Below are 22,315 nucleotides of genomic sequence, written 5' to 3' on the forward strand. Positions count from 1 at the left end.
GCTAGGGCGTGATCTTCGCCTGGTCGTCGATCGCCGACGTCGCATCTATCAGCGCGTTCGCTTCGTCCGGGGTGCCCTCGGCGTTGATCTGCAACACGTAGAGGCCGTCCTGGCCGGGGATGGCCACGGTCTTCTGGGCGACCATCCGCGGCGCACCGTCTTTGGTGTAGGTCCCGCCGATGACCGACGCGTCGAAGCCGCTGAGCTTGTTGGGCTGACCGGCCGAGGGGCCGTCGAATCCCGGCAGGGCGCGCAGTTCACCGGGCGCCACCTCGAGCACCTTGGCAGGGTCGACGTTGCCGGTCAGCTTGATCACCTTGGTGATGACGGTCGCGGGGTCGGCTGTGGCAGCCGGGTCGCCCGTGAAAGTCATGGCCGAGTACGAGCCCTCGGGGGCGTTGCCGCCCATGTCCTCCCAGCCTTCGACGGTGGGCAGCTCGATCGTCGGGGAGCCGGCATCGCCAGGCGTCACCGGGGTTTCGACGATGTTGTTGTCGCGGATGTAATCAGCCAGCGTCACGATCGGCGCGGGCGGTGCCGACGACGTGGGCGGGGCGGCTTGGGCAGACGAGGTCGGTGACGCCGACGACGATGCCGCCGACGACGACGCGCTGGACGCGCTGCCCGATGTGTCGTTGGAGCAAGCCGAGAGTCCGACGCCGAGAGTGAGTGTGGCCAGCGCGATGAGCCCGGCCCGCGCAGTGGTGGTCATGTGGTCTCCTGTCCGCCAATGGGCAGCGCGAGCATAACCGGCCGGGCTGGCGATCGAGCCGATTGTCGGCCGAGGTCGTCGCGACGATGTGGTGTCGATCGGTCTCACAGGCCCGCCCGGGTGGTATCAACAGCCTGTGCGGTTCGCGTCCGGCATGGTTGCTGTGGCGATGACGGCGGTGCTGACCTCCTGCGGTTCCGCACCCGCGCCCCCAGCGGTCACACCGTCTGCGGCGACGGCCGCGGCCGCGATCAATCCGGCGCGCATCGAGCGCAGTCGCGCGACCTTGCCCGACGGCTACGAGATCACCGCCTACCAGGGACTACCGGCGCCGGTGGCGCTGTGGGGCATGCGGATGCCCGCTGTCACGGAACCACCGCAGTGTGCCGCGCTGGGCGCGCCGGCCGCGGATCCGGCGACGACGCGCGGGTGGTCGGCGTCCGGATCAGGCGGCATCGCGTACGCCGTGATCGCCGGCCTGCCGGACGGCGTACCGGACGGCGTAGCCCTGCCGCGGGACTGCGACAGGTGGACTGTGTCCGCGGGTCCGACGACGGCCACCGTCGTCGGCGTGCCGGCGCCGGTGATCGCCGGTGCCGACGTCGTCGGGATGCGCACCGACGCGGTCACCGTCGTCGAGGGCGGCACCGAAACCCGGCTGCACGCACAGACATTCGTGGCCTCGCTGGACCGCTACGTGTGCCTCGTGTCGGTGGTCACCGACCCGGGCTCGCCCCAGCCCGCCCTGCCGCCCGATTTCGCAGCGCATCTACTCACCGAGACCGTGGCGGCGCTGCGCGGCTGAGCTGATCGGCCCGGGTGCGTCGGCGGCGGGTACATTGACGGGCGATGTCGCACTCGAAGTCGGTGACCCTGCTGCTGTGCGCGGGCCTGCTGGCATCGTGCGGCGGAGGGAACTCCGAGGACTACTCGCACGCCGACATCACTCGCGTCAAAGAGCTCAGGAGCGAGTTCCCTGCGCCCTTCACTGTGAAGGACGCCGGCCCCGCAGCCATCGACCCGCGGCTGCTCGGCGGCCAAAAGCTGCCTGCAGGACTGACTTTCGACCCCGCCGACTGCGGCAAAGTGGCCCAACAGCAGACCGTTCCGGCCGACGTCAAAGGCAACATGGCAGCGCTGACCGCTGAGGGCGAGGGCGTCCGCTACGTCGTGATCGCCGTCGAGACCTCCGAGCAGGTCCCCGTCCCCACACCCACCGATCAGTGCCGCAAGGTCACCCTCGCCGGGGCGGGCATCCGCGGGCTCGTCGAAGTGGTCGATGCGCCCGACGTCGACGGCGTGGCGACGGTCGGCACCCACCGGGTGCTGCAGACCGTCACCGCCGAGGGGGCCCGCACCGGTGAGCTCTACAACTACGTCGCCCACTTCGGCACGTTCATCGTGATCGTCACCGCGAATCCGCTCGTGCAGGCCGATCGACCCGTCGCGCGCATCGACACCGGACGCGCCCGCGACCTCGTTACCAAGGCCGTCGGGTTGGTCAAGGGTTAGCGGACGTCGTGTGGCCGGAACTGGATGCTGATCCGGGGGCCGGTCGGCCGGGTGGTCTTGGGAATCGCGTGCTCCCAGGTGCGTTGGCAGGAGCCACCCATCACCAGCAGATCGCCGTGCCCGTGACGGATGCGCAGGGACGGTCCGCCGCCGCGCGGCCGTAACGCGAACACGCGCGTCGCACCGAGCCCGACGATGGCGACCATGGTGTCGTCGGTGCGGCTGCGGCCGACGTTGTCCCCGTGCCACGCGACGCTGTCGTTGCCGTCCCGGTAGAGGCACAGGCCCGCGGTGACGAATGGTTCGCCCAGCTCTCCGGCGTAGGCGTCGTTGAGCCGCCGCCGCAGCTGCTTGAGCCGCGGGTGCGGCGCGGGTTCGTCCAGCAGGTGGTGGAAGCTGACCAGCCGCGGCACGTCGAGCACCCGGTCGTACATCTGCCGGCGCTCGGACCGCCACGGGATCGTCTCGCGCAGCTCGGCGAAGAGTCCGTCGTCGCTGACGTCGTCCTGCGCGAGCCAGCCGGAGCGCACCTCCAGCCACGCCCCGTTGCCGAGCTCGCGCCGGTCCGCCTGGTCGAACAGAGAGCTCTGCACCGCCTGCTCCATGCCCGCCACTTTATCGCACAGGCGTTCGATCGCATCTACAGGCGCGCGGCGCCGGGACCCTGGGCGGCGAGCATGTCGTCAGGGTTGGCGAGCGTGCACGTCTTCAACGACAGGCACCCGCAGCCGATGCAGCCCGCGAGGTTGTCGCGGAGCCTCTCGAGGTGCACGATGCGCTGGTCCAGATCGTCACGCCAGCCCGCGGACAGCCGGGCCCAGTCCTTGCTCGTCGGCGTGCGGTCGTTCGGCAGTGTCGCGAGCGCCTCGCGGATGCGGGCCAGCGGGATGCCGAGGCGCTGCGACATTCGGATGAACGCCACCCGGCGCAGGGTCTCCCGGGCGTAGCGGCGCTGGTTGCCGCTCGTCCGGCGACACGAGATCAGGCCTTCGCGTTCGTAGAAGTGCAGCGCCGAGACCGCCACGCCGCTGCGCACCGACATCTCACCCGGTGTGAGCTCTTGCGCTCTGGTCATAGGTAAACCCTAGTTGAGGTCGCTTTCCCGCTACGGTGCTAGTTGTGACAGACGCAGTGCTCGGGTGCAATTCGGAGGTCGGCACGCTGCGGACGGTGATCCTGCACCGGCCCGGCGCCGAGCTGAAACGGCTGACGCCGCGCAACAACGACACGCTGCTGTTCGACGGGCTGCCGTGGGTGGGGCGGGCTCAGGAAGAACACGATGCGTTCGCCGATCTGCTGCGATCCCGCGGGGTCGAGGTGCTGCTGCTGGGGGATCTGCTCAGCCAGGCGCTTGCCCACAGCGGTGCGGCCCGCATGCACGGCATCTCGGCGGCCGTCGATGCGCGACGGCTGGGAGTGCCGCTGGCACAGGAACTCTCGATGTACCTGCGCACCCTCGACGCCGATGCGCTGGCCCACGTGCTGATGGCGGGCATGACGTTCGACGAGCTACCGTTCGGCGAGAACGAGCTGTCCTTGGTTCGCCGCATGCATCACGGCGGGGATTTCGTGATCGACCCGCTGCCCAATCTGCTGTTCACCCGTGACTCGTCGTTCTGGATCGGGCCGCGGGTGGCGATCACGTCACTGTCGATGCATGCGCGTGTGCGGGAGACGTCGCTGACCGATCTGATCTACGCGCACCACCCGCGGTTCCTCGGGGTGCGTCGCGCCTACGAATCCCGGTCGGCCCCGGTCGAGGGCGGCGATGTCCTGCTGCTCGGCCCCGGTGTCGTGGCGGTCGGGGTGGGGGAGCGCACCACACCGGCCGGTGCGGAAGCGTTGGCGCGCAGCCTGTTCGACGACGGCCTGGCACACACCGTGCTGGCGGTGCCCATCGCGCAGGAGCGCGCTCAGATGCATCTGGACACCGTGTGCACGATGGTCGACACCGACGCGGTGGTGATGTACCCCAACATCGTCGACTCGCTGACCGCGTTTCCGATCCGGCAGTCCGCCGACGGTGTGCGCATCGACCGCGCCGCCCCGTTCGTCGACGTCGCCGCCGACGCGATGGGTATCGGCAAGCTGCGCGTCATCGACACCGGCCTCGACCCGGTGACCGCAGAGCGGGAGCAGTGGGACGACGGCAACAACACGCTGGCGCTGGCCCCCGGTGTGGTGGTCGCCTATGAGCGCAACACCGAAACGAATGCGCGGCTACGGGATTCGGGTGTCGAAGTGCTGGCGATCGCGGCGTCGGAACTCGGTACCGGCCGCGGCGGGCCGCGCTGTATGTCGTGCCCGGCCGCCCGCGACCCGCTCTGATCGCGAGGGTGCATCAGCGGTAGCTGTACCCGACTGCGCGTTACCGTCAGAGCACTTTCGCGGCGCGAAGGCTAGCGCCAGGACGGCAGCCAGATCTGCATGTTCCACGTGCCCTGCGAGATCGGCAGACCCGTCAGGACCGGGTAGAGCCACGCGAAGTTCGTGATGACCAGTGCCACATAGCAGCTGACGACGAGTAGCCCGAGCGTTCGCCGTTCGGAGTTCTGTCGCGGAGCGTGCAGGATGTCGCCGAGGATCATCGCAATGATCATGATCAGGAACGGCGCCATGGTCGCGGCGTAGAAGAAATACATCTGCCGGTCGATGTCGGCGAACCACGGCAGGAAGCCTGCGCCGTACCCGACCAGCAGCACCGCATAGCGCCAGTCCCGCTTGACGAAGGCGCGCCACAGCGCCCACACCAGAACGGGGACGGCGAGGAACCACATCGCCGGCGTGCCGACCAGCAGCACTGCCTTGACGCACGACTGCGCACCACATCCGGGGACGTCCTGGTTGGTGATCGCATACAGCACCGGGCGCAGCGACATCGGCCACGTCCACGGCTTGGACTCCCACGGGTGATGGTTGCCGTCGGCGTTGGTCAGCCCGGAGTGGAAGCGGAAGGCGGCGTAGGTGTAATGCCACAGAGAGCGGACCGCATCCGGCAGCGGCACCACGCTGTCGGGCCCGATCGAGCGCCCGACCTCGTAGCGGTTCACCCCGGTCTCGGAGGCGAACCACATCGCATACGACGCGAGATAGACGCCGAAGGGGACGGCCACCAGCGCGTACAGCGACGGCCCGACGTCGCGGCGCAGCGTCCCCCGCCACGGCCGCTGTACGCGGTACTGCTTACGCGCCGCCACGTCGAACGCCACGCTCATCACGCCGAAGAACAGCACGAAGTACAACCCCGACCATTTGGTGGCGCAGGCCAACCCGAGCAGCACGCCCGCGCCGAACCGCCACCAACGCACCCCCAGTCGCGGACCCCAGCGCGTCTCGGCGACCCGGCCGGCCATCAGCGCGACGTGCATACGTTCTCGGACCTGATCGCGATCGACGATCAGGCAGCCGAACGCGGCGACGACGAAGAACACCAGGAAGATGTCCAGCAGTGCGGTGCGCGCGATCACGAAGGACACGCCGTCGGCGATCAGCAGCAGACCGGCGATGCCGCCGACGAGCGTGGAGCGGCTGATCCGGCGGGTGATACGGACGACCAACAGCACCATCACCACACCGCACAGCGCCCCGGTGAACCGCCAGCCGACCCCGGTGTAGCCGAAGATCGCCTCGCCGAGGGCGATCATCTGCTTGCCCACGGGCGGGTGCACCACCAGGCCATAGCCGGGGTTGTCCTCGACGCCGTGGTTGTGCAGCATCTGCCAGGCCTGCGGCGCGTAGTGCTTCTCGTCGAAGATCGGGGTCCCCGCATCGGTGGGGGAGCCGAGGTTGAGGAAGCGTGTCACCGCAGCCAGCGCGGTGATCACCAGGGTCATCGCCCAGCCGCGGAACCGGTCCAGCGGCCCGAAGTCGGCCACCGGCACCAACGGCCCGGGGGAGACGACCGGCACCGCGCGGCGCGCGACAACGAGCTCGTCGGGCGGGGCGGTCACGCCTGCGATCGTAGGCTGTGGGGCATGACCGTCGGACGACTGCTGGTCGGCGCAACGCCGCTGGGGCAGCCGTCAGATGCGTCGAACAGGCTGATCCGCGCGCTGGCCAGCGCTGATGTGATCGCCGCCGAGGACACACGCCGCGTCCGGACGCTCGCGACCGCGCTCGAGGTGCGTCCTGCTGGGCGCATCGTCAGCCTCTACGACCAGAACGAGGCGTCCCGCGTTCCCGCGCTGCTCGACGACATCCGCGGCGGCGCCACGGTGCTTCTGGTCAGCGACGCCGGGATGCCGCTGATCAGCGACCCGGGCTATCGCATGGTGGCGGCCTGCGTGGACGCCGGCCTGCCGGTGCACTGTCTGCCGGGACCGTCCGCGGTGACGACCGCGCTGGCTGTCGCCGGACTGCCGTCGGAGCGGTTCTGCTTCGAGGGCTTCGCCCCGCGCAAGACGGCGGCGCGCACGACGTGGTTGCAGAGTCTGGCCAACGAGACGCGCACCTGCGTGTTCTTCGAGTCCCCGCGCAGGCTCGGCGAGTGCCTGCAGGACGCGCTCGCGGTGCTCGGCGCGCAGCGGCGCGCGGTGGTGTGCCGGGAGCTGACCAAGACCCACGAGGAGATCGTGCGTGGGACGCTCGGTGAGCTCGCGGCCTGGGCTGCCGATCCCGTGCTGGGGGAGATCACCGTGGTGCTCGCGGGAGCCACCCCGACCGCTGACCCCGACGCTCTGGTGGCCGAGGTCGTTCGGCTGGTCGACGAGGACGGCCTCCGGGTCAAGGACGCCTGTGCCCAGGTGGTGGCGGCGCATCCCGGGGCACCGTCGCGTCGGGAGCTCTACGACGCGGTGCTGCGCGCCCGGGCCTGATCACCCACGATCGGCGCCGCCTTGTGGAGGCACTCCTCCCATTCGAGGAGGGGATCGGAGTCCGCGGTGATGCCGCCGCCGACGCCCAGCACGGCGTCGCCGTTCGCGGTGAACTCCACCGTGCGGATAGCGACGTTCAGTTCGCAGCCCGCTTCGGGTGACGCCAAACCGACTGTGCCACAGTATATTCCGCGATGGTGCGGCTCCCATTCCCGTAGGAGTTCCCGAGCCCTGGTCTTCGGCGTCCCGGTGACCGAGGCCGGCGGGAACGTCGCCGCCAGGATCGCCGCCGTGGACACCTCGAGCGGAACCTGCGCCGAAACCGTCGACACCAGGTGCCACACTCCGGGTGCCGGACGGACCGCGAGGAGCTCCGGGACGACGACGCTGCCCGTGCGGGCGACCCTGCCCAGGTCGTTGCGCACCAGGTCGACGATCATGATGTTCTCCGCGACGTCCTTGACCGACGCGCGCAGGGCGACCGGATCCGCGTGGCGGGGCAGGGTGCCTTTGATCGGGCTCGAGGTGACCTCCTCGCCGCAGCGGCGCAGGAACAGCTCAGGAGACAGCGACGCGACGGCGCCCCAGTTCCCCGACAGGAATGCAGATTTCGCGGGAGCGGTGCGCGCGACCGCGTCGACGAAAAAGTCCACCGGCTCCCCGTGCAGGGTGCCGCGGAACTGCGTACAGACGCATGCTTGGTAGACCTCGCCCTCGGCGATCGCCTCCAGGCATGCGTGCACCCCGCGCTGGTGCGCCTCCCGGTCCGCCTCGCGCCACGCGACGGTGGCCGCCCGCGGGACCGGCTGAGTCTGCAGTGCCTCCGCCACCCACGCGGACATCGAAGCGCCACTGAGGCTTTCGTGCCACCACGCACCGTCGGCGTCGCACCGCAGCACGCAATCCGACCATCCGCCGGCGGCCTCGGGTAGCCGTGGCACACACCCGTCGGCCCCGGGATCGGGGTAGGACAGATACCCGAACCAGCCGCCGCCAACGTGGCCGTCGCCGCGGGCCCCGACCGGGCCGTCGAATGCCGAGCCGGCCGGCACCGGCCACACGTTCACGCTCGGTGCGATCACGGCACGCGAGCCGAACCAGTCGCCGATCAGGGCAGCCGGCGGAGCCAGCCCGCGCTGCGCCGCGGCGACCGCCAGGGCGCGCAGGACCGACGGGGCAGCGCCAAGGGGGCCCAGCCGGTCGGTACGCACCGCCTCATTATCGGCCGATGCGCCGCGGCACCATCACCGTGGCGAGCTTCTCGGGGTTGCGCATCGCGTAGAAGTTCGCGATCTTGCCGTCGGCCATCTCGATCAGCACCACGCCCTCGAGCCGGTCTCCGGTGTAGAGCACCAGCGCCGGCGTGCTGTTGTACACGGCCGGCTCGACGCGAGCGTCTGGCCCGCCGACCCGCACCAGGCCGATGACCAAACGCGCGACGCGTTCGGCGCCGGCCACGGGGCGGCGGGCCGCGCTCACCTTGCCGTCGCTGTCGGCGGTCCACACCACGTCTGGCGTGAGCATGGTCATCAGGCCTTCGAGGTCACCGGTCGCCGCGGCGGTGAAGAACCGGGTGGTCAGTTCCGTGGAGTACTGCGGATCGACGGGTTCGAAGCGCTTCCGCCGGGATTGCACGTGTTGCCGCGCGCGGTGCGCCATCTGGCGCACCGCGGCCGTCGACTTGCCGATGGTCGAGGCGATCTCCTCGTGGTCGAAACCGAACACCTCGCGCAGCACGAAGACCGCGCGTTCGTCGGGGCTCAGTGTCTCCAGCACGACGAGCATCGCCATCGACACCGATTCGGCGAGAACCACATCCGCGGACGGGTCAGCCTCGGTCAGCAGCGGCTCGGGCAGCCATGGGCCGACATAGGTCTCCTTACGCCGTGACTGGGCCCGTAGCGCATTGAGGGCCTGCCGGGTGACGAGCTGAGCCAGGTAGGCCTTGGTATCGGCCACCCCGCTCAGCTCGACCTGCGCCCACCGCAGATAGCTCTCCTGTAGGACGTCATCGGATTCTGTTGCACTGCTCAGTATTTCGTAGGCGATCGTGAACAGCAGCGGGCGCAGCGCGGTGAACCGCTCGGCGTGTTCGCTCATCGGGTGCCGGCCGTCTCAGCGAGAGGCTCGGCCTCCCGCGAGGGTCCGCTCAGCGACCGGTAGGAGCCGGGCTCGCCCGCTTCCCCGGCCATCCACTTCACCGTCCACCGGCACACCTGCTCCTTGATGACCGCTCCCGCGCGTCCCCCGATGTACAGCGGCAGAGGTGTGTCGTCTTTGCGCTGCAGCGCCACGGTGCCCGCGCGCCGGCCGAGGCTGATGCACTGCGCGGTCATCGGGACCGATCGGTGCGCGGGCTCCTCACCGGCCAGCCGAGCAAGCACGGTGTCGGCGGCCAGCACACCCATCGGAAGGCTCGCCTGGCAGCTCATCCGGTAGGGCTGCCGCGACGGGGCGGCGGCGTCCCCGGCGCCGACGATGTGGTCGTCGTCGACGCTGGTGTACGTCTCGTCGGTGATCAGGCGTCCCATCCCGTCGGTGGTCAGCCCGCTCGTGGCGGCCAGCGCGGGAACGCCGAAGCCGGCGCTCCACACCGTCACCGCGCTGGCGAGCCGCCGGCCGTTGGCGAGGACCACGTGGTCGGGCCCGACCGCGACGACCGACGCCGCGGTCCCGTCGAGCATCGCCACTCCCAGTCGGCGCAGGCGTGTGGTCACCGAGCGGCGGCCGGGCCGGCTCAGCGACGGCCCGATCTGGGTGCTCACGAGCGTGACCGGGCGGCTGGCCTCGGCGAGTTCGGCCGCCGCTTCGATGCCGGTCAGGCCTGCCCCGACCACGACGATCGGCGCGGGCAGGGCCACGTCGGCCAACCGGTTGCGCAGCGCGTCGGCCTGCTCCCATTCACTGATTGGGTAGGCGAATTCGGCCGCGCCCGGCACCGACGCCGGCGCGGCGCCGGTGCTGCCCGCGGCGTAGACGAGGTAGTCGTAGGCCAGCACGGCTCCCGAGGACAGCGCGAGGCTTCGGGTGGCGGCGTCGATGCGCGCGACGCTGTCGACCAGCACGCGCACGCCGGCATTGAGCACCCGCTCGTACGGCACGACCGCGTCGTGGTTCCCGACGGCCATTTGGTGCAGGCGGATCCGCTCCACGAATCGCGGCCGCGGGTTCACCAGTGTCACCGCCAGATCGTCACGTGACATCAGCCGGTTGGCCGCCATCACGCCGGCGTAGCCGCCCCCGATCACGACGATGCGGGGCTGGGTTTCGGTCATGGTGTCTCCTTGGTCAGGGGGCTTGTGACCTCGAGACACCGGCGACCGCCTCCGTGTGACACGACGTGATGCGTATCACACCTGAGCTCAGGCTTTGTCGTCGGCCTGGTAGCGCGGGAAGACCCCGCTCGGCGCCGGCAGAGCGACCCCGGGGCTGAGCCGGACCGGGACCGCCGCGAGGGATCGCTGATCGGCGGGCTGGCCGAGAAGGTCGAGCAGTCGCGCCGTCGAATCCGGCATCACGGGCTGGCTGAGCAGCGTCGCGATCCGGACCACCTCGAGCGTGGTGTAGAGCACCGTCGCGAACCGAGCCGGGTCCGTCTTGCGCAGCACCCACGGCTCCTGCGCCGAGAAGTAGCGGTTGGCGGCGCCGAGCACCGACCAGATCGCCTCCAGCGCCTGGTGCATCGCCGTGGCGTCGTAGTGCCCGCGCACCCGCTCCAGGAGCCCGTCGGCGGCGTCCAGCAGCTCGAGGTCCTCGGGGGTGAACTCGCCGGGTTCGGGCACCACGCCGTCGAGGTTCTTGGCGACCATCGACAGCGAGCGTTGCGCCAGGTTGCCGAACTCGTTGGCCAGGTCGGCGTTGATCCTGGCGACGATGCCGTCCTCGCTGTAGCTGCCGTCCTGGCCGAAGGGCACCTCCCGCAGCAGGAAGTAGCGCACCTGGTCGACGCCGAAGGTGTCCACCAGGTCGTGGGGGTCCACCACGTTGCCGACCGACTTGCTCATCTTCTCGCCGCGGTTGAACAGGAAGCCGTGCGCGAAGACCCTCTTGGGCAGCTCGATCCCCGCCGACATCAGGAACGCGGGCCAGTACACGGTGTGGAAGCGGATGATGTCCTTGCCGATCATGTGCAGGTCGGCGGGCCAATACCGAGTGAAGGTGGCGGACTCCGTGTCGGGGAAGCCGACGCCGGTCAGGTAGTTGGTCAGCGCATCGACCCACACGTACATGACGTGATCGGGATGGTCGGGCACCGGAACGCCCCAGTCGAACGTCGTGCGGGAGATCGACAGGTCGCGCAGCCCTCCCGAGACGAAGCTGACGATCTCGTTGCGGCGCACGTCTGGCTCGATGAACTCCGGGTGCTCGCTGTACAGCGCGAGCAGTCGGTCGGTGTAGGCGGACAGCCGGAAGAAGTATGTCTCCTCTTCGGTCCAGGTCACCGGCGTGCCGGTCTCGATGGCCGTACGGACCCCGTCGTCGCCGACCACGGTCTCGTTCTCTGCGAAGAAGCGCTCGTCGCGCACCGAGTACCAGCCCGAGTACTTGTCCAGGTAGACGTCGCCCGCGTCGACCATGCGGCGCCAGATCGCCTTCGACGCCTCGTAGTGGTCGGGATCGCTGGTGCGGATGAAGCGGTCGAACGAGACGTTGAGCTTGCGCTGCAGCTTCTCGAACACGTCCGAATTCGCGCGCGCCAGCTCGGCCGTCGGCACACCGAGCTTGGCCGCGGTCTCGGCCATCTTCAATCCGTGCACGTCGGTGCCGGTGAGGAAGCGGACGTCGAAACCGTCGAGCCGTTTGAAGCGGGCGATGGCGTCGGTGGCGATGTATTCGTAGGCATGTCCGACGTGCGGGTCACCGTTGGGATAGGCGATCGCCGTCGTGACGTAGTAAGGCTCGCTCATTTGTGCTTCACCCTAAGGTGTGGACAGTGAGCTCCTCCTCCCGACAGCGGCGTGAGCCGCCGCCGCTTCCCGAGCCTCTGGCCCCGCTGGTCGACGCGCACACTCACCTCGATGCGTGCGGAGCGCGCACGGCTGACGACGTTCGGGTGATCCTCGACCGCGCCGAGAGCGCGGGTGTGCGCGCTGTGGTCACGATCGCCGACGATCTGGAGTCGGCACGCTGGGCCGTCGACGCCGCCGGATGGGACCCGCGGGTGTACGCCGCGGTCGCTCTGCATCCCACCCGCGCCGACGCGCTGACCGAGGACGCGCGGGCCGAGCTCGAGGCGCTCGCTAGGCATCCGCGGGTCGTGGCGATCGGCGAGACCGGGCTCGACCTGTACTGGCCCGGACGTCTGGAGGGGTGCGCCGAGCCCTCGGTGCAGCGCGAGGCGTTCGCCTGGCACATCGACCTCGCCAAACGTGTCGGCAAGCCGCTGATGATCCACAATCGCGACGCCGATGCCGACGTGCTCGACGTCCTGCAGGCGGAGGGCGCCCCCGAGAGTGTGATCTTTCACTGTTTTTCCTCCGATGAGGCGATGGCGCGCACCTGCGTCGACGCGGGCTGGGTGTTGAGCCTGTCCGGCACGGTCAGCTTCAAAAACGCTCATGCGCTGCGGGAAGCCGCGCTGCTGATCCCAGCTGACCAACTGCTCGTCGAGACCGACGCCCCGTTTCTCACCCCGCACCCCTATCGCGGGGCGCCGAATGAGCCCTACTGCCTCCCTTACACTGTTCGTGCGCTGGCCGACGTCGTCGGCAGGGCGCCGGAAGTGGTCGCCGATAACAGTTCGGTGACGGCGGAGCGTGTCTACGGCCTGCAAAGTTGCCGCGCGTAGGCCTATTCGTTACCGTCCTGTGATAAAGCACGCGCGCGTGGAGAAGCTGCGCGCGGTGAAGAAGTTGAGGTCGACGACATCGTGAATGCCATCACCAGACTTCATCAAACGCGCTCGCCCATCTTGCGAGCACTTGTCCTGGCGACTTTGCTAGCCCTGGTCTTCGCGGGCAGTGCAGCGGTGGCGATGCACAAGACGGTCACGCTCACTGTCGATGGTGCGTCGATGACCGTGCCGACGATGAAAAGCCGTGTCATCGACGTCGTGAAGGAGAACGGCTTCGACGTCGGGGAGCGCGACGACCTGTTCCCGGCCGCCGACACGCGTGTCCACGAGGCCGAGACGATCGTTTTGCGGCGCAGTCGTCCGCTCGAGATCTCCACCGACGGTGGCGGCACCGAGCAGGTATGGACAACGGCGTCGACGGTGCAGGAGGCCCTCGCCCAGCTGCGGATGACCGATAAGGCGCCTCTGGCTGCCTCCCGCGGCAGCCGTGTTCCCCTCGGTGGGATGGCGCTACCTGTGGTGAGCCCCAAAACAGTTCAGCTCGACGACGGTGGCGCCGTGCGGAGCGTGCGGCTCGCGGCGCCGAACGTCGCGGCGCTGCTCGATGCCGCCGGGGCGCCGCTTCAGCAAAGTGACATCGTGAATCCAGCACCCTCGGCTGCCATCGTCGATGGCATGCGCATCACGGTCACCCGGGTGCGTATCGAGAAGGTCACCGAAGAACTGCCGCTCGCCCCGAACAATCAGCAGATTCCCGATGTCACGCTCAACATGAGCCGGCAGGTCGTGGAGGATCCCGGTATGCCGGGCACGCAGGACGTGACGTTCGCCGTCGCCCGGGTAAACGGCATCGAAACAGGCAGAATGCCAGTAGCCAATGTCATCGTCGTTCCCGCCCGTGACGGGGTCCTGCGCATCGGTGCGAAGCCCGGAACCGAGGTGCCCCCGGTGTCCAATTCGGCCCAGTGGGATGCCCTTTCTCGGTGCGAAGCCGGAGGTAATTGGGCGATCAACACGGGCAACGGATTTTTTGGTGGCGTTCAATTTGACCAAAACACCTGGGAACGAAACGGTGGTCTGAGGTATGCTCAGCGTGCAGATCTGGCAACGAGGGAAGAGCAGATCGCAATTGCTGAAGTGACCAGGGCGCGCCAAGGTTGGGGTGCGTGGCCGGTCTGTAGTGGAAGGATCGGTGCGTCATGACAATTCGGCTGCTCGGGCGAACTGAGATTCGTCACTTGGCAAAGTCGATAGATTTCCGTCCCCGCAAGTCGTTCGGACAGAACTTCGTCCATGATGCCAACACGGTGCGCCGCATCGTGTCCGCGTCCGGCGTGAACCGCAACGATCACGTGCTGGAGGTCGGTCCGGGCCTTGGTTCGCTGACGCTGGCCCTGCTCGACCGGGGCTCGCGGGTGACGGCCGTGGAGATCGATCCGGTGCTGGCTGAACAGTTACCCAATACGATCGCCAGCCACTCACACAGCGAGATCAATCGACTCCGGGTGCTCAACCGCGACATCCTCACGTTCCGCCGCGAGGACCTCGACGACGAGCCCACCGCACTGGTCGCCAATCTGCCCTACAACGTTGCTGTACCTGCTCTACTGCACCTGCTCGCGGAGTTCCCGTCCATCCGGACCGTGATGGTGATGGTGCAGGCTGAGGTCGCCGAGCGCCTGGCCGCCGAGCCGGGAGGCAAGGACTACGGCGTACCCAGCGCCAAGGTCCGGTTCTTCGGCAATGTGCGCCGGTACGGCATGGTGTCGCCCACCGTGTTCTGGCCCATCCCGCGGGTGTACTCCGGCCTGGTGCGGATCGACCGCTACGAGACCTCGCAGTGGCCCACCGACACCGACTTCCGGGAGCAGGTGTTCGAGCTCGTCGACGTCGCGTTCGCCCAGCGCCGCAAGACCGCGCGCAACGCGTTCGCCGAATGGGCGGGCTCGGGTAACGAGTCGGCGAGCCGCCTGCTGGCCGCCAGCATCGATCCGTCGCGTCGCGGCGAGACGCTGGCCATCGCGGACTTCGTGCGGCTGCTCCAGCGCAACGCTGATTGGCACGTCGTGCCGAAGGCGGCCCCGGCGGTTTCCGCCGAGGCCACCTCCGACGAGCTCGACGCCCAGGTCACCTCCCAGTAGCGTCGGGGCCGTCGTCGGTCTTGGCCGTCGGATTGTCGCGTTCCAGGTACTCGTTCATCAGTGGTGTCTGCGCAGCGATCGGGTAGTTACCGGTGATCCCGATGCGCTCGCGTGCGATCTCCATGACTCGTGTGCGCACCAGGAACCAGCCAATGACCAGCGCCGGCACCAGCACGACCAGGGCCACCAGATTCCAGTAGTTCTCGTAGCACATGAGTGCGGTCACGGCGAACAAGAACACCAGGGTCGCGTAGCTCGTGTAAGGCGTGCCCCACAGCCGGAACGACGGTCGTTCGAGGATGCCCTTCTTCGACCAGCGGTACAGCTGGATCTGGCAGATCACGATCGTGGCCCAGGACGCGATGATGCCCAGCGCCGAGAGATCGAGCGCGATGTTGAACGCTTCGGCGGGCACGACGAGATTGAGGAACACCCCGACAACGGTGAACACCGCGGTCAGTGCGATGCCTGCGAACGGCACACCCCGTTTGGTCATGCGGGACGTGAACTGCGGCGCGCTGCCGTTGAGCGACATCGAGCGCAGGATGCGGCCCGTGGAGTACAGGCCCGCATTGAGGCTCGACATCGCCGCGGTCAGCACGACGAAGTTCATGATGTCCCCGGCCGCTGGCACGCCGATCTTGGAGAAGAACGTGACGAACGGACTCTCGCCCTGCTTGTAAGTGGTGTAGGGCAGCATGAGTGCCAGCAGGATCAGTGAACCGACGTAGAAGATCGCGATGCGGAACACCACCGAGTTGATGGCCTTCGGCATCACCTTCGCCGGGTTCTCGGTCTCACCTGCGGCCGTCCCCACCAATTCCACTGCGGCATAGGCGAAGATCACGCCGGATGTGACGAGCACCAGGGCCAGCGCACCGGTCGGCAGGATGCCGCCGCTGTTAGAGATCACCGACAGGCCCGTCGGTTGTCCCTCGATGTCGAAGCGGCCCGCGAGGAACACGATGCCGACGACGAGGAAGGTCACCAGAGCAATGACCTTGATCAGAGCGGCCCAGAACTCCATCTCTCCGAACACCTTGACCGAGATCATGTTCACCGCGAGCACGATCACCAGTGCAATGAGCGCGATCGTCCACTGCGGCATCGCCTTGAACGCACCCCAGTAGTGCATGTAGAGCGCGATCGCGGTGACATCGACGATCGACGTGCAGGCCCAGTTGAAGAAGTACATCCAGCCCGCGACGAAAGCGGCTTTCTCGCCGAGGAATTCACGCGCGTAGGAGACGAAAGAACCTGACGACGGGCGGTGCAGCACCAGTTCGCCGAGGGCGCGCAGGATGAAGAAGACGAACACCCCGCAGACGGCATAGACCAGGAACAGGCCCGGGCCGGCAGAGTTGAGTCGGCCACCGGCGCCCATGAAGAGGCCGGTGCCGATGGCTCCGCCGATCGCGATCATCTGGAGCTGGCGCGGTTTGAGTCCCTTGTGGTAGCCCTCTTCTTCGTGGGCGAGGGCTGAATTGTCGTACTGCACGGCAGTCATGCAGGCGAACGCTAGACCCGCCGTGTCACGACAGAATTCACCGACGTTAAGCGTGGGTTACGAAGCGCAGGAATGATTTTCAGGTTTCATGGCCGCAGCAGACGGGTAATCAGCGCGATCGGTTCGGAGCAGGTGGGGTAACGCATCGCCGGCTGTTTGGCCAACGCCTTCGCGACGATCGAGTCGAAAGCGTGCGGGAGCCAGGCGATCCGGCGCGACAGCCGGGGTGGTGGATCGGACAGCTGGGCCGCGGTCACACCCATCGCGGTTGCGGCGATGAACGGCGGGGCGCCCGTCAGCAGTTCGACGGCACTGCACACCAGGGCGTACTCGTCGGTGGCTGCCGTCACCTGGTGTCCGAGCAGCAATTCGGGCGCGGAATACGGCAGCGACGCGGTCACATGGGTGGCGCGCGGTGGAACCGCCTCGCCGAGCACGTGGGCCGAGCCGAAGTCGGCGAGCGCCGCCCCGCGTTCGGCGAAGTCCTCGTGCAGCAGCATGTTCGCGGGTTTCACGTCGCAATGCACGACGCCCTGCTCGTGCACATGATCGAGCGCGCCCGCGATCTGGCCCAGCGCCGCCAGGCGGTCGGGTCGCGTCGGCAGGTTGGTGGCCGGTCCGCCTGCGAGGAGTTCCATCGCCAGCCAACCCGGTCCGTGGTCGAACACCGTCGCGATGTGGGGGTGGACGAGCCGGCGGCCGAGGACGAATTCGTGCTCGAGGCGGGCCGTGTCCGCGGGGTGGGGCGGATCGTCGGTGAGCACCTTCAGCGCCACGGAGCGTCCGGGCGGTCGGATCTCGCGCGCCCGGTAGACGGTGGACGTGCCTCCGCGCCCCACCGCCGCGTCCACGACGTAGCCCTCGAAACGGTCTCCCGGCGAAAGCACGTTCCCAGACTAGGGTTCACCCGCGCTTTGTCGCGGCGTTAGGGTCGTGCGGTGTCCGCGCGCGACGGCAATACCGCCCCCGAGTGGGTTCCCACCGGTTCGGTCACGGTCCGGGTTCCCGGCAAGGTCAACCTGTACCTGGAGGTCGGGGATCGCCGGCCCGACGGTTACCACGAGCTGTCCACGGTGTTCCACGCCGTCTCGCTGCTCGATGAGGTCACCGTGACGACCGCCGATGTGCTCAGCCTGGAGATCAGCGGGGAGGGTGCGGATTCGCTGCCGACCGACGAGCGCAACCTCGCGTGGCGGGCCGCCGAGCTGATGGCCGAGCACGTCGGGCGCGCACCCGACGTCGCGATCGCCATCGAGAAGACCATCCCGGTCGCCGGGGGGATGGCCGGAGGCAGCGCCGACGCCGCGGCCGTTCTGGTTGCGATGAACGAGCTGTGGGAGCTGGGAGTGCCCCGCCGCGATCTGCACGCCCTGGCCGCCCAGCTGGGGTCCGATGTGCCGTTCGCGCTGCACGGCGGTACGGCACTCGGCACGGGCCGGGGTGAGGAATTGGCAACGGTGTTGGCTCGCAACACCTTTCACTGGGTGCTGGCATTCTCAGACGGTGGGCTCTCGACCGCGAAGGTGTTCGGCGAGATCGATCGCTTGCGCGATGCGGCCGACCACAGCCTGCCGGCGCGCCTGGAGTCCGCGGAGCCGGTGCTGGCGGCACTGGCCACGGGCGATCCGGCCGAGCTGGCCCCGCTGCTGGGCAATGATCTGCAGCCGGCGGCGCTGACGCTGGATCCCGGGTTGCGCCGCACCCTTCGGGCCGGCGTCGAGGCCGGGGCGTTGGCCGGGGTGGTCTCGGGCTCTGGGCCGACGTGTGCGTTTCTGTGCTCGTCGGCGGGGGCGGCCGTCGACGTCGGTACGGAACTGGCCGGGGCGGGGGTGTGCCGGACGGTACGGCTGGCCAGCGGGCCGGTGCACGGCGCCCGGGTGGTGCCCAGCGCGACGCCGTCGGCCTGATCCAACCCTGCCGGCGGTGTGTGACGAATCCCTCAAACTCGACACCCGTTTGGCAGTTACTTAAGAGTCTTCTAAGATGATCGACGGTGAGAGCTAGCGGTCAGGCAGTGGACGCGTCAGGTTCCCTCGTCGTCATCGACACGGGGAGCCACATCGGTCGCGGCCGAGGCTCGGACCGCCGCGCGCATCGTCCTCACGGACCATCACCGATTCGAGACACAACCGCTGCATTACTGTGTGCGCGCCTGCGTGAAAAGGCCGCTCAACAGGCGGAACATGGCAAACGGGCATGTGCACATCAGCAGATGTCGGCGAGGAGGTCGTCGTGAGCAGATTCACCGAGAAGATGTACTTCAACGCCCGTACGAGCACCCGGGGCATGGTGACCGGCGAGCCGCACGAGCCGGTCCGCCACACCTGGGGTGAGGTGCACGAGCGCGCTCGGCGTATCGCCGGTGGCCTCGCGGAAGCGGGTGTCGGACTCGGCGACGCGGTCGGCGTGCTCGCCGGACTCCCGGTGGAGATCGCCCCGACCGCCCAGGGCCTGTGGATGCGCGGTGCCAGCCTGACGATGCTGCATCAGCCCACACCCCGCACCGATCTAGTGATGTGGTCCGAAGACACCATGAACGTGATCAGCATGATCGAGGCCAAGGCCGTGATCGTGTCCGATCCGTTCCTCGTGGCGGTCCCGGTGCTGGAGGAGAAGGGCATCACCGTCCTCACCATCACCGATCTGCTCGCCGCCGACCCGATCGATCCGATCGAGGTGGGCGAGGACGAACTGGCGCTGATGCAGCTGACGTCGGGTTCGACAGGCTCGCCCAAGGCCGTGCAGATCACGCACCGCAACATCCATTCCAACGCCGAGGCGATGTTCATCGGCGCGCAGTACGACGTCGACAAGGACGTCATGGTGAGCTGGTTGCCCTGCTTCCACGACATGGGCATGGTCGGCTTCCTGACGATCCCGATGTACTTCGGCGCCGAGCTGGTCAAGGTCACGCCGATGGACTTCCTGCGCGACACGCTGTTGTGGGCCAAGCTCATCGACAAGTACAAGGGCACGATGACCGCAGCGCCGAACTTCGCCTACGCGCTGCTGGCCAAGCGCCTGCGTCGCCAGGCCAAGCAGGGCGATTTCGACCTGTCGACGCTGCGGTTCGCGCTCTCGGGTGCCGAGCCCGTCGAGCCCGGGGACGTCGAGGACCTCATCGACGCCGGCAAGCCGTTCGGGTTGAAGGCCTCGGCCATCCTGCCGGCCTACGGCATGGCCGAGACCTGTCTCGCCGTGTCGTTCTCGCCGTGCAACGCGGGCCTGGTCGTCGACGAGGTCGACGCCGACCTGCTGGCCGCGCTGCGCCGCGCCGTGCCGGCGACCAAGGGCAACACCAAGCGGCTGGCCGACCTGGGCCCGCTGCTCACCGATCTGGAAGCCCGCGTCATCGACGACCACGGCAACGTCATGCCACCCCGCGGGGTCGGTGTGATCGAGCTGCGTGGCGAGTGCGTCACGCCCGGCTACATGACGATGGGTGGGTTCATCCCGGCCCAGGACGAACACGGCTGGTACGACACCGGTGACCTCGGCTACCAGACCGAAGACGGCCATGTCGTGGTCTGCGGCCGCGTCAAGGACGTCATCATCATGGCCGGCCGCAACATCTACCCGACCGACATCGAGCGGGCGGCCGGACGCGTCGAGGGCGTACGGCCGGGTTGCGCGGTCGCCGTGCGCCTGGACGCGGGCCACTCCCGCGAGACGTTCGCCGTCGCCGTCGAGTCGAATGCCTGGCAGGACCCCGCCGAGGTGCGGCGCATCGAGCATCAGGTCGCGCACGAGGTCGTCGCGGAGGTCGAGATGCGGCCGCGCAACGTCGTCGTGTTGGGCCCGGGCAGCATCCCGAAGACGTCGTCGGGCAAGCTGCGTCGCTCGACCTCAGTCTCGCTGGTCACCTAGCCCTGACTCCGCGGGATGGGGGTACCTCCCGCTCGCGACAGCGCGTGTCTGCAGCAGACACACCGCGTTCTATGGCGACAACGCGCACGCTCGCGGCCTAAAGCATTGGCCGGATGTCGGCCGTCGCGGATACCGTCGGGGCATGGAATCGGCGATCGAAGCCATCGAGCTGGTCAAACGCTTCGGCGAGAACACTGCGGTCGGTGGGGTCAGCTTCGCCGTGCCGTCGGGGACGGTGCTCGGCCTGCTCGGCCCCAACGGTGCGGGCAAGACCACCACGGTGCGCATGATGACGACGCTGACCGAGCCCACGAGCGGTACCGCACGCGTCGCCGGGTACGACGTTCGCGCCCAGCCGGATCAGGTCCGTCGTCACATGGGCCTGACCGGACAGGTCGCCACCGTCGACGAGCTGCTCACCGGGCGGGAGAACATCCGGATGATCGGCGGCCTGTACGGCATCCGCCGGAAGGCACTCGACAAGCTCGGCGATCAACTGCTGCACCAGTTTTCGCTCAGCGACGCCGGTGACCGGGTGGTCAAGTCCTACTCGGGCGGTATGCGGCGGCGCCTCGACCTCGCGGTCAGCCTGCTCGCGTCTCCTCCTGTGCTGTTTCTCGACGAGCCGACCACCGGTTTGGACCCCCGAAGCCGTAGTGAACTGTGGGACGTATTGCGTGAGTTGGTCGCCGGCGGCACCACGCTGCTGCTGACCACGCAGTACCTCGAAGAAGCCGATCAGCTCGCCGACAACATCGTCGTGATCGACCGTGGCCACATCATCGCCGAGGGCTCTCCGCTGCAGCTCAAGCAGCAGGCGGGCCGCGCCAGCCTCGTGATCACCGTCGGCGACGCGGCGGATCTGTCTGCGGCGCAGGAGATTCTGCGTCGCACGGGCGCCGAGGTCCACGTCGACGCGCCCGCCCGCAGGCTGACGGCGTCGGCCGACGGGCTCGACGACATGATCGCCGTCGCGGGCTGGCTGCGCGACAGAGGCATCTCCGTCGACGACATCGGATTGTCCCGGCCCAGCCTCGATGACGTCTTCTTGAACCTGACCGGGCACCGCACCGACGACACCGAGGAGGTCGGCGCATGACCGCGTTGGACACCCACCGCCCGAAGCGCGACGCCCAGGCAGTGCGCACGCACCCCACCAACATCGCGCAGCAGTCATGGATCATGGTCAAGCGCAACATGATCCACACCAAGCGCATGCCGGAGATGCTCAGTGACGTCACCGCGCAGCCGATCATGTTCGTGCTGTTGTTCGCGTTCGTGTTCGGTGCCTCGATCACCAACACCGGCGGCGCGTCCTACCGGGAGTTCCTGCTGCCCGGCATTCAGGCGCAGACCATCGTGTTCTCGGCGTTCGTCGTGGCATCGGGAATCACGGCCGATGTCGAGAAGGGCATCATCGACCGCTTCCGCTCGCTGCCCATCTCGCGCTCTTCGGTGCTGATCGGGCGGAGCATCGCGAGCCTGATGCATTCGTCGCTCGGCGTGCTGGTGATGGCGCTGACGGGCCTGGCCATCGGCTGGCGTATCCGTGGCAGCATCGCCGAAGCGGTGTTAGCCTTCGCGCTGATCCTGGTCTTCGGTTTCGGCATGATCTGGTTCGGAATCCTGATCGGGTCGCTGATGCGCACGGTCGAGGCCGTCAACGGGGTGATGTTCACCGTGCTGTTCCCGGTGACGTTCCTGGCCAACACCTTCGTCCCGACCGAACCGATGCCGCACTGGCTGCGTGTCATCGCGGAGTGGAATCCCGTGTCGTCACTGGCGCAGGCGATGCGCGAGCTGTGGGGTAACGGTGGCCCGGCTGCGCCGGATGCCCAACTGCCGCTGCATCATCCGGTGTTGTCGACCATCCTGTGGTCGCTGGCGCTGACCGCGGTGTTCGCGCCGTTCGCGTTGGCCGCTTACCGGCGGCGCACCACGGACTGACCACTGGCTGAGTATTGTGTA

21 protein-coding genes are annotated in these 22,315 nt (G+C 68.3%); 11 read left to right on the top strand and 10 right to left on the bottom strand.

Annotated features, from left to right (window positions below; genetic code table 11):
* Position 1: 1 nt before the first annotated feature.
* Entirely contained in the window at positions 2–712 is a 711-nt protein-coding gene (locus tag PGN37_RS09260) for an LpqN/LpqT family lipoprotein (RefSeq protein ID WP_335330730.1), read from the bottom strand.
* A 136-nt stretch (positions 713–848) separates the two neighbouring features.
* On the opposite strand from PGN37_RS09260, the gene PGN37_RS09265 reads away from it, so the two are divergent.
* Both PGN37_RS09265 and PGN37_RS09270 read left to right on the top strand, forming a co-directional pair.
* Positions 849–1,517 (top strand): DUF5642 family protein, encoded by a 669-nt coding sequence (locus PGN37_RS09265; protein ID WP_335330731.1) that lies wholly within the window; start codon positions 849–851, stop codon positions 1,515–1,517.
* A 44-nt stretch (positions 1,518–1,561) separates the two neighbouring features.
* Entirely contained in the window at positions 1,562–2,224 is a 663-nt protein-coding gene (locus PGN37_RS09270) for a DUF5642 family protein (RefSeq protein ID WP_335330732.1), read from the top strand.
* Here PGN37_RS09270 and PGN37_RS09275 read toward each other — a convergent pair.
* Entirely contained in the window at positions 2,221–2,829 is a 609-nt protein-coding gene (locus tag PGN37_RS09275) for an alpha-ketoglutarate-dependent dioxygenase AlkB (RefSeq protein ID WP_335330733.1), read from the bottom strand. The two genes, PGN37_RS09270 and PGN37_RS09275, sit on opposite strands and share 4 nt — an antisense overlap.
* Before the next feature lie 35 nt (positions 2,830–2,864).
* The gene (gene soxR / locus PGN37_RS09280) at positions 2,865–3,299 is read right to left on the bottom strand and encodes a redox-sensitive transcriptional activator SoxR (protein WP_335330734.1); all 435 of its coding nucleotides are present in this window, start codon (positions 3,297–3,299) and stop codon (positions 2,865–2,867) included.
* Positions 3,300–3,343: 44 nt separating this feature from the next.
* Here soxR and arcA point away from each other — a divergent pair, with 44 nt between their 5' ends.
* The gene (arcA, locus tag PGN37_RS09285) at positions 3,344–4,552 is read left to right on the top strand and encodes an arginine deiminase (protein ID WP_335330735.1); all 1,209 of its coding nucleotides are present in this window, start codon (positions 3,344–3,346) and stop codon (positions 4,550–4,552) included.
* Between the two features lie 71 nt (positions 4,553–4,623).
* Here arcA and PGN37_RS09290 read toward each other — a convergent pair whose 3' ends face one another.
* Positions 4,624–6,132 carry a dolichyl-phosphate-mannose--protein mannosyltransferase gene (locus PGN37_RS09290; protein WP_335330771.1) on the bottom strand — a complete coding sequence of 503 codons (1,509 nt, stop codon included), beginning with the start codon at positions 6,130–6,132 and terminating at the stop codon, positions 4,624–4,626.
* 66 nt (positions 6,133–6,198) lie between these two features.
* Between PGN37_RS09290 and rsmI the strand changes: the two genes are divergently transcribed.
* Positions 6,199–7,038 carry a 16S rRNA (cytidine(1402)-2'-O)-methyltransferase gene (gene rsmI, locus PGN37_RS09295; protein ID WP_335330736.1) on the top strand — a complete coding sequence of 280 codons (840 nt, stop codon included), beginning with the start codon at positions 6,199–6,201 and terminating at the stop codon, positions 7,036–7,038.
* Here the strand turns inward: rsmI and PGN37_RS09300 are convergent.
* The 4 genes from PGN37_RS09300 to metG all read right to left on the bottom strand — a co-directional run bounded on the left by PGN37_RS09300 (position 7,008) and on the right by metG (position 11,945).
* On the bottom strand, positions 7,008–8,249 hold the full coding sequence (locus tag PGN37_RS09300) for an aminodeoxychorismate synthase component I (RefSeq protein WP_335330737.1): 1,242 nt from the start codon (positions 8,247–8,249) through the stop codon (positions 7,008–7,010). The two genes, rsmI and PGN37_RS09300, sit on opposite strands and share 31 nt — an antisense overlap.
* 7 nt (positions 8,250–8,256) lie before the next feature.
* Positions 8,257–9,138 carry an RNA polymerase sigma-70 factor gene (locus PGN37_RS09305; RefSeq protein ID WP_335330738.1) on the bottom strand — a complete coding sequence of 294 codons (882 nt, stop codon included), beginning with the start codon at positions 9,136–9,138 and terminating at the stop codon, positions 8,257–8,259.
* Positions 9,135–10,313, bottom strand: coding sequence for an NAD(P)/FAD-dependent oxidoreductase (locus PGN37_RS09310; protein ID WP_335330739.1), 1,179 nt, complete (start codon positions 10,311–10,313; stop codon positions 9,135–9,137). Before PGN37_RS09310 ends, PGN37_RS09305 begins: the two co-directional genes overlap by 4 nt.
* 87 nt (positions 10,314–10,400) lie before the next feature.
* Complete coding sequence (gene metG / locus PGN37_RS09315; protein WP_335330740.1) at positions 10,401–11,945, bottom strand: methionine--tRNA ligase; 1,545 nt, start codon at positions 11,943–11,945, stop codon at positions 10,401–10,403.
* 17 nt (positions 11,946–11,962) lie between these two features.
* Here metG and PGN37_RS09320 point away from each other — a divergent pair, with 17 nt between their 5' ends.
* The 3 genes from PGN37_RS09320 to rsmA all read left to right on the top strand — a co-directional run bounded on the left by PGN37_RS09320 (position 11,963) and on the right by rsmA (position 14,973).
* A complete protein-coding gene (locus PGN37_RS09320) occupies positions 11,963–12,826 on the top strand; it encodes a TatD family hydrolase (RefSeq protein ID WP_335330741.1) in 864 nt (287 codons plus the stop codon).
* A gap of 81 nt (positions 12,827–12,907) precedes the next feature.
* Positions 12,908–14,035, top strand: coding sequence for a transglycosylase family protein (locus PGN37_RS09325; protein WP_335330742.1), 1,128 nt, complete (start codon positions 12,908–12,910; stop codon positions 14,033–14,035).
* On the top strand, positions 14,032–14,973 hold the full coding sequence (rsmA, locus tag PGN37_RS09330) for a 16S rRNA (adenine(1518)-N(6)/adenine(1519)-N(6))-dimethyltransferase RsmA (protein ID WP_335330743.1): 942 nt from the start codon (positions 14,032–14,034) through the stop codon (positions 14,971–14,973). Before PGN37_RS09325 ends, rsmA begins: the two co-directional genes overlap by 4 nt.
* Here rsmA and PGN37_RS09335 read toward each other — a convergent pair.
* Positions 14,960–16,480 carry an amino acid permease gene (locus PGN37_RS09335; RefSeq protein ID WP_335330744.1) on the bottom strand — a complete coding sequence of 507 codons (1,521 nt, stop codon included), beginning with the start codon at positions 16,478–16,480 and terminating at the stop codon, positions 14,960–14,962. The genes rsmA and PGN37_RS09335 overlap by 14 nt on opposite strands.
* 86 nt (positions 16,481–16,566) lie before the next feature.
* Positions 16,567–17,367 (bottom strand): serine/threonine-protein kinase, encoded by an 801-nt coding sequence (locus PGN37_RS09340; RefSeq protein WP_335330745.1) that lies wholly within the window; start codon positions 17,365–17,367, stop codon positions 16,567–16,569.
* A gap of 51 nt (positions 17,368–17,418) precedes the next feature.
* Here PGN37_RS09340 and PGN37_RS09345 point away from each other — a divergent pair, with 51 nt between their 5' ends.
* The 4 genes from PGN37_RS09345 (at position 17,419) to PGN37_RS09360 (ending at position 22,294) form a co-directional block, all read left to right on the top strand.
* Positions 17,419–18,387: a 4-(cytidine 5'-diphospho)-2-C-methyl-D-erythritol kinase gene (locus PGN37_RS09345; RefSeq protein WP_335330746.1), complete on the top strand. Its 969-nt coding sequence runs from the start codon at positions 17,419–17,421 to the stop codon at positions 18,385–18,387.
* Between the two features lie 325 nt (positions 18,388–18,712).
* Positions 18,713–20,347 carry a fatty acyl-AMP ligase gene (locus tag PGN37_RS09350; RefSeq protein ID WP_335330747.1) on the top strand — a complete coding sequence of 545 codons (1,635 nt, stop codon included), beginning with the start codon at positions 18,713–18,715 and terminating at the stop codon, positions 20,345–20,347.
* Positions 20,348–20,489: 142 nt separating this feature from the next.
* Complete coding sequence (locus PGN37_RS09355; protein ID WP_335330748.1) at positions 20,490–21,446, top strand: ATP-binding cassette domain-containing protein; 957 nt, start codon at positions 20,490–20,492, stop codon at positions 21,444–21,446.
* Positions 21,443–22,294: an ABC transporter permease gene (locus tag PGN37_RS09360; protein WP_335330749.1), complete on the top strand. Its 852-nt coding sequence runs from the start codon at positions 21,443–21,445 to the stop codon at positions 22,292–22,294. Before PGN37_RS09355 ends, PGN37_RS09360 begins: the two co-directional genes overlap by 4 nt.
* Positions 22,295–22,315: the final 21 nt, after the last annotated feature.

The organism is Mycobacterium kyogaense (assembly GCF_036946525.1).
Lineage (GTDB): Bacteria > Actinomycetota > Actinomycetes > Mycobacteriales > Mycobacteriaceae > Mycobacterium > Mycobacterium kyogaense_A.

Coding starts and splice junctions, on each gene's coding strand:
- PGN37_RS09260 (WP_335330730.1), bottom strand. CDS start 712: ATGACCACCACTGCGCGGGCCGGGCTCATCGCGCTGGCCACACTCACT.
- PGN37_RS09270 (WP_335330732.1), top strand. CDS start 1,562: ATGTCGCACTCGAAGTCGGTGACCCTGCTGCTGTGCGCGGGCCTGCTG.
- PGN37_RS09275 (WP_335330733.1), bottom strand. CDS start 2,829: ATGGAGCAGGCGGTGCAGAGCTCTCTGTTCGACCAGGCGGACCGGCGC.
- soxR (WP_335330734.1), bottom strand. CDS start 3,299: ATGACCAGAGCGCAAGAGCTCACACCGGGTGAGATGTCGGTGCGCAGC.
- rsmI (WP_335330736.1), top strand. CDS start 6,199: ATGACCGTCGGACGACTGCTGGTCGGCGCAACGCCGCTGGGGCAGCCG.
- PGN37_RS09305 (WP_335330738.1), bottom strand. CDS start 9,138: ATGAGCGAACACGCCGAGCGGTTCACCGCGCTGCGCCCGCTGCTGTTC.
- PGN37_RS09310 (WP_335330739.1), bottom strand. CDS start 10,313: ATGACCGAAACCCAGCCCCGCATCGTCGTGATCGGGGGCGGCTACGCC.
- metG (WP_335330740.1), bottom strand. CDS start 11,945: ATGAGCGAGCCTTACTACGTCACGACGGCGATCGCCTATCCCAACGGT.
- rsmA (WP_335330743.1), top strand. CDS start 14,032: ATGACAATTCGGCTGCTCGGGCGAACTGAGATTCGTCACTTGGCAAAG.
- PGN37_RS09335 (WP_335330744.1), bottom strand. CDS start 16,480: ATGACTGCCGTGCAGTACGACAATTCAGCCCTCGCCCACGAAGAAGAG.
- PGN37_RS09355 (WP_335330748.1), top strand. CDS start 20,490: ATGGAATCGGCGATCGAAGCCATCGAGCTGGTCAAACGCTTCGGCGAG.
- PGN37_RS09360 (WP_335330749.1), top strand. CDS start 21,443: ATGACCGCGTTGGACACCCACCGCCCGAAGCGCGACGCCCAGGCAGTG.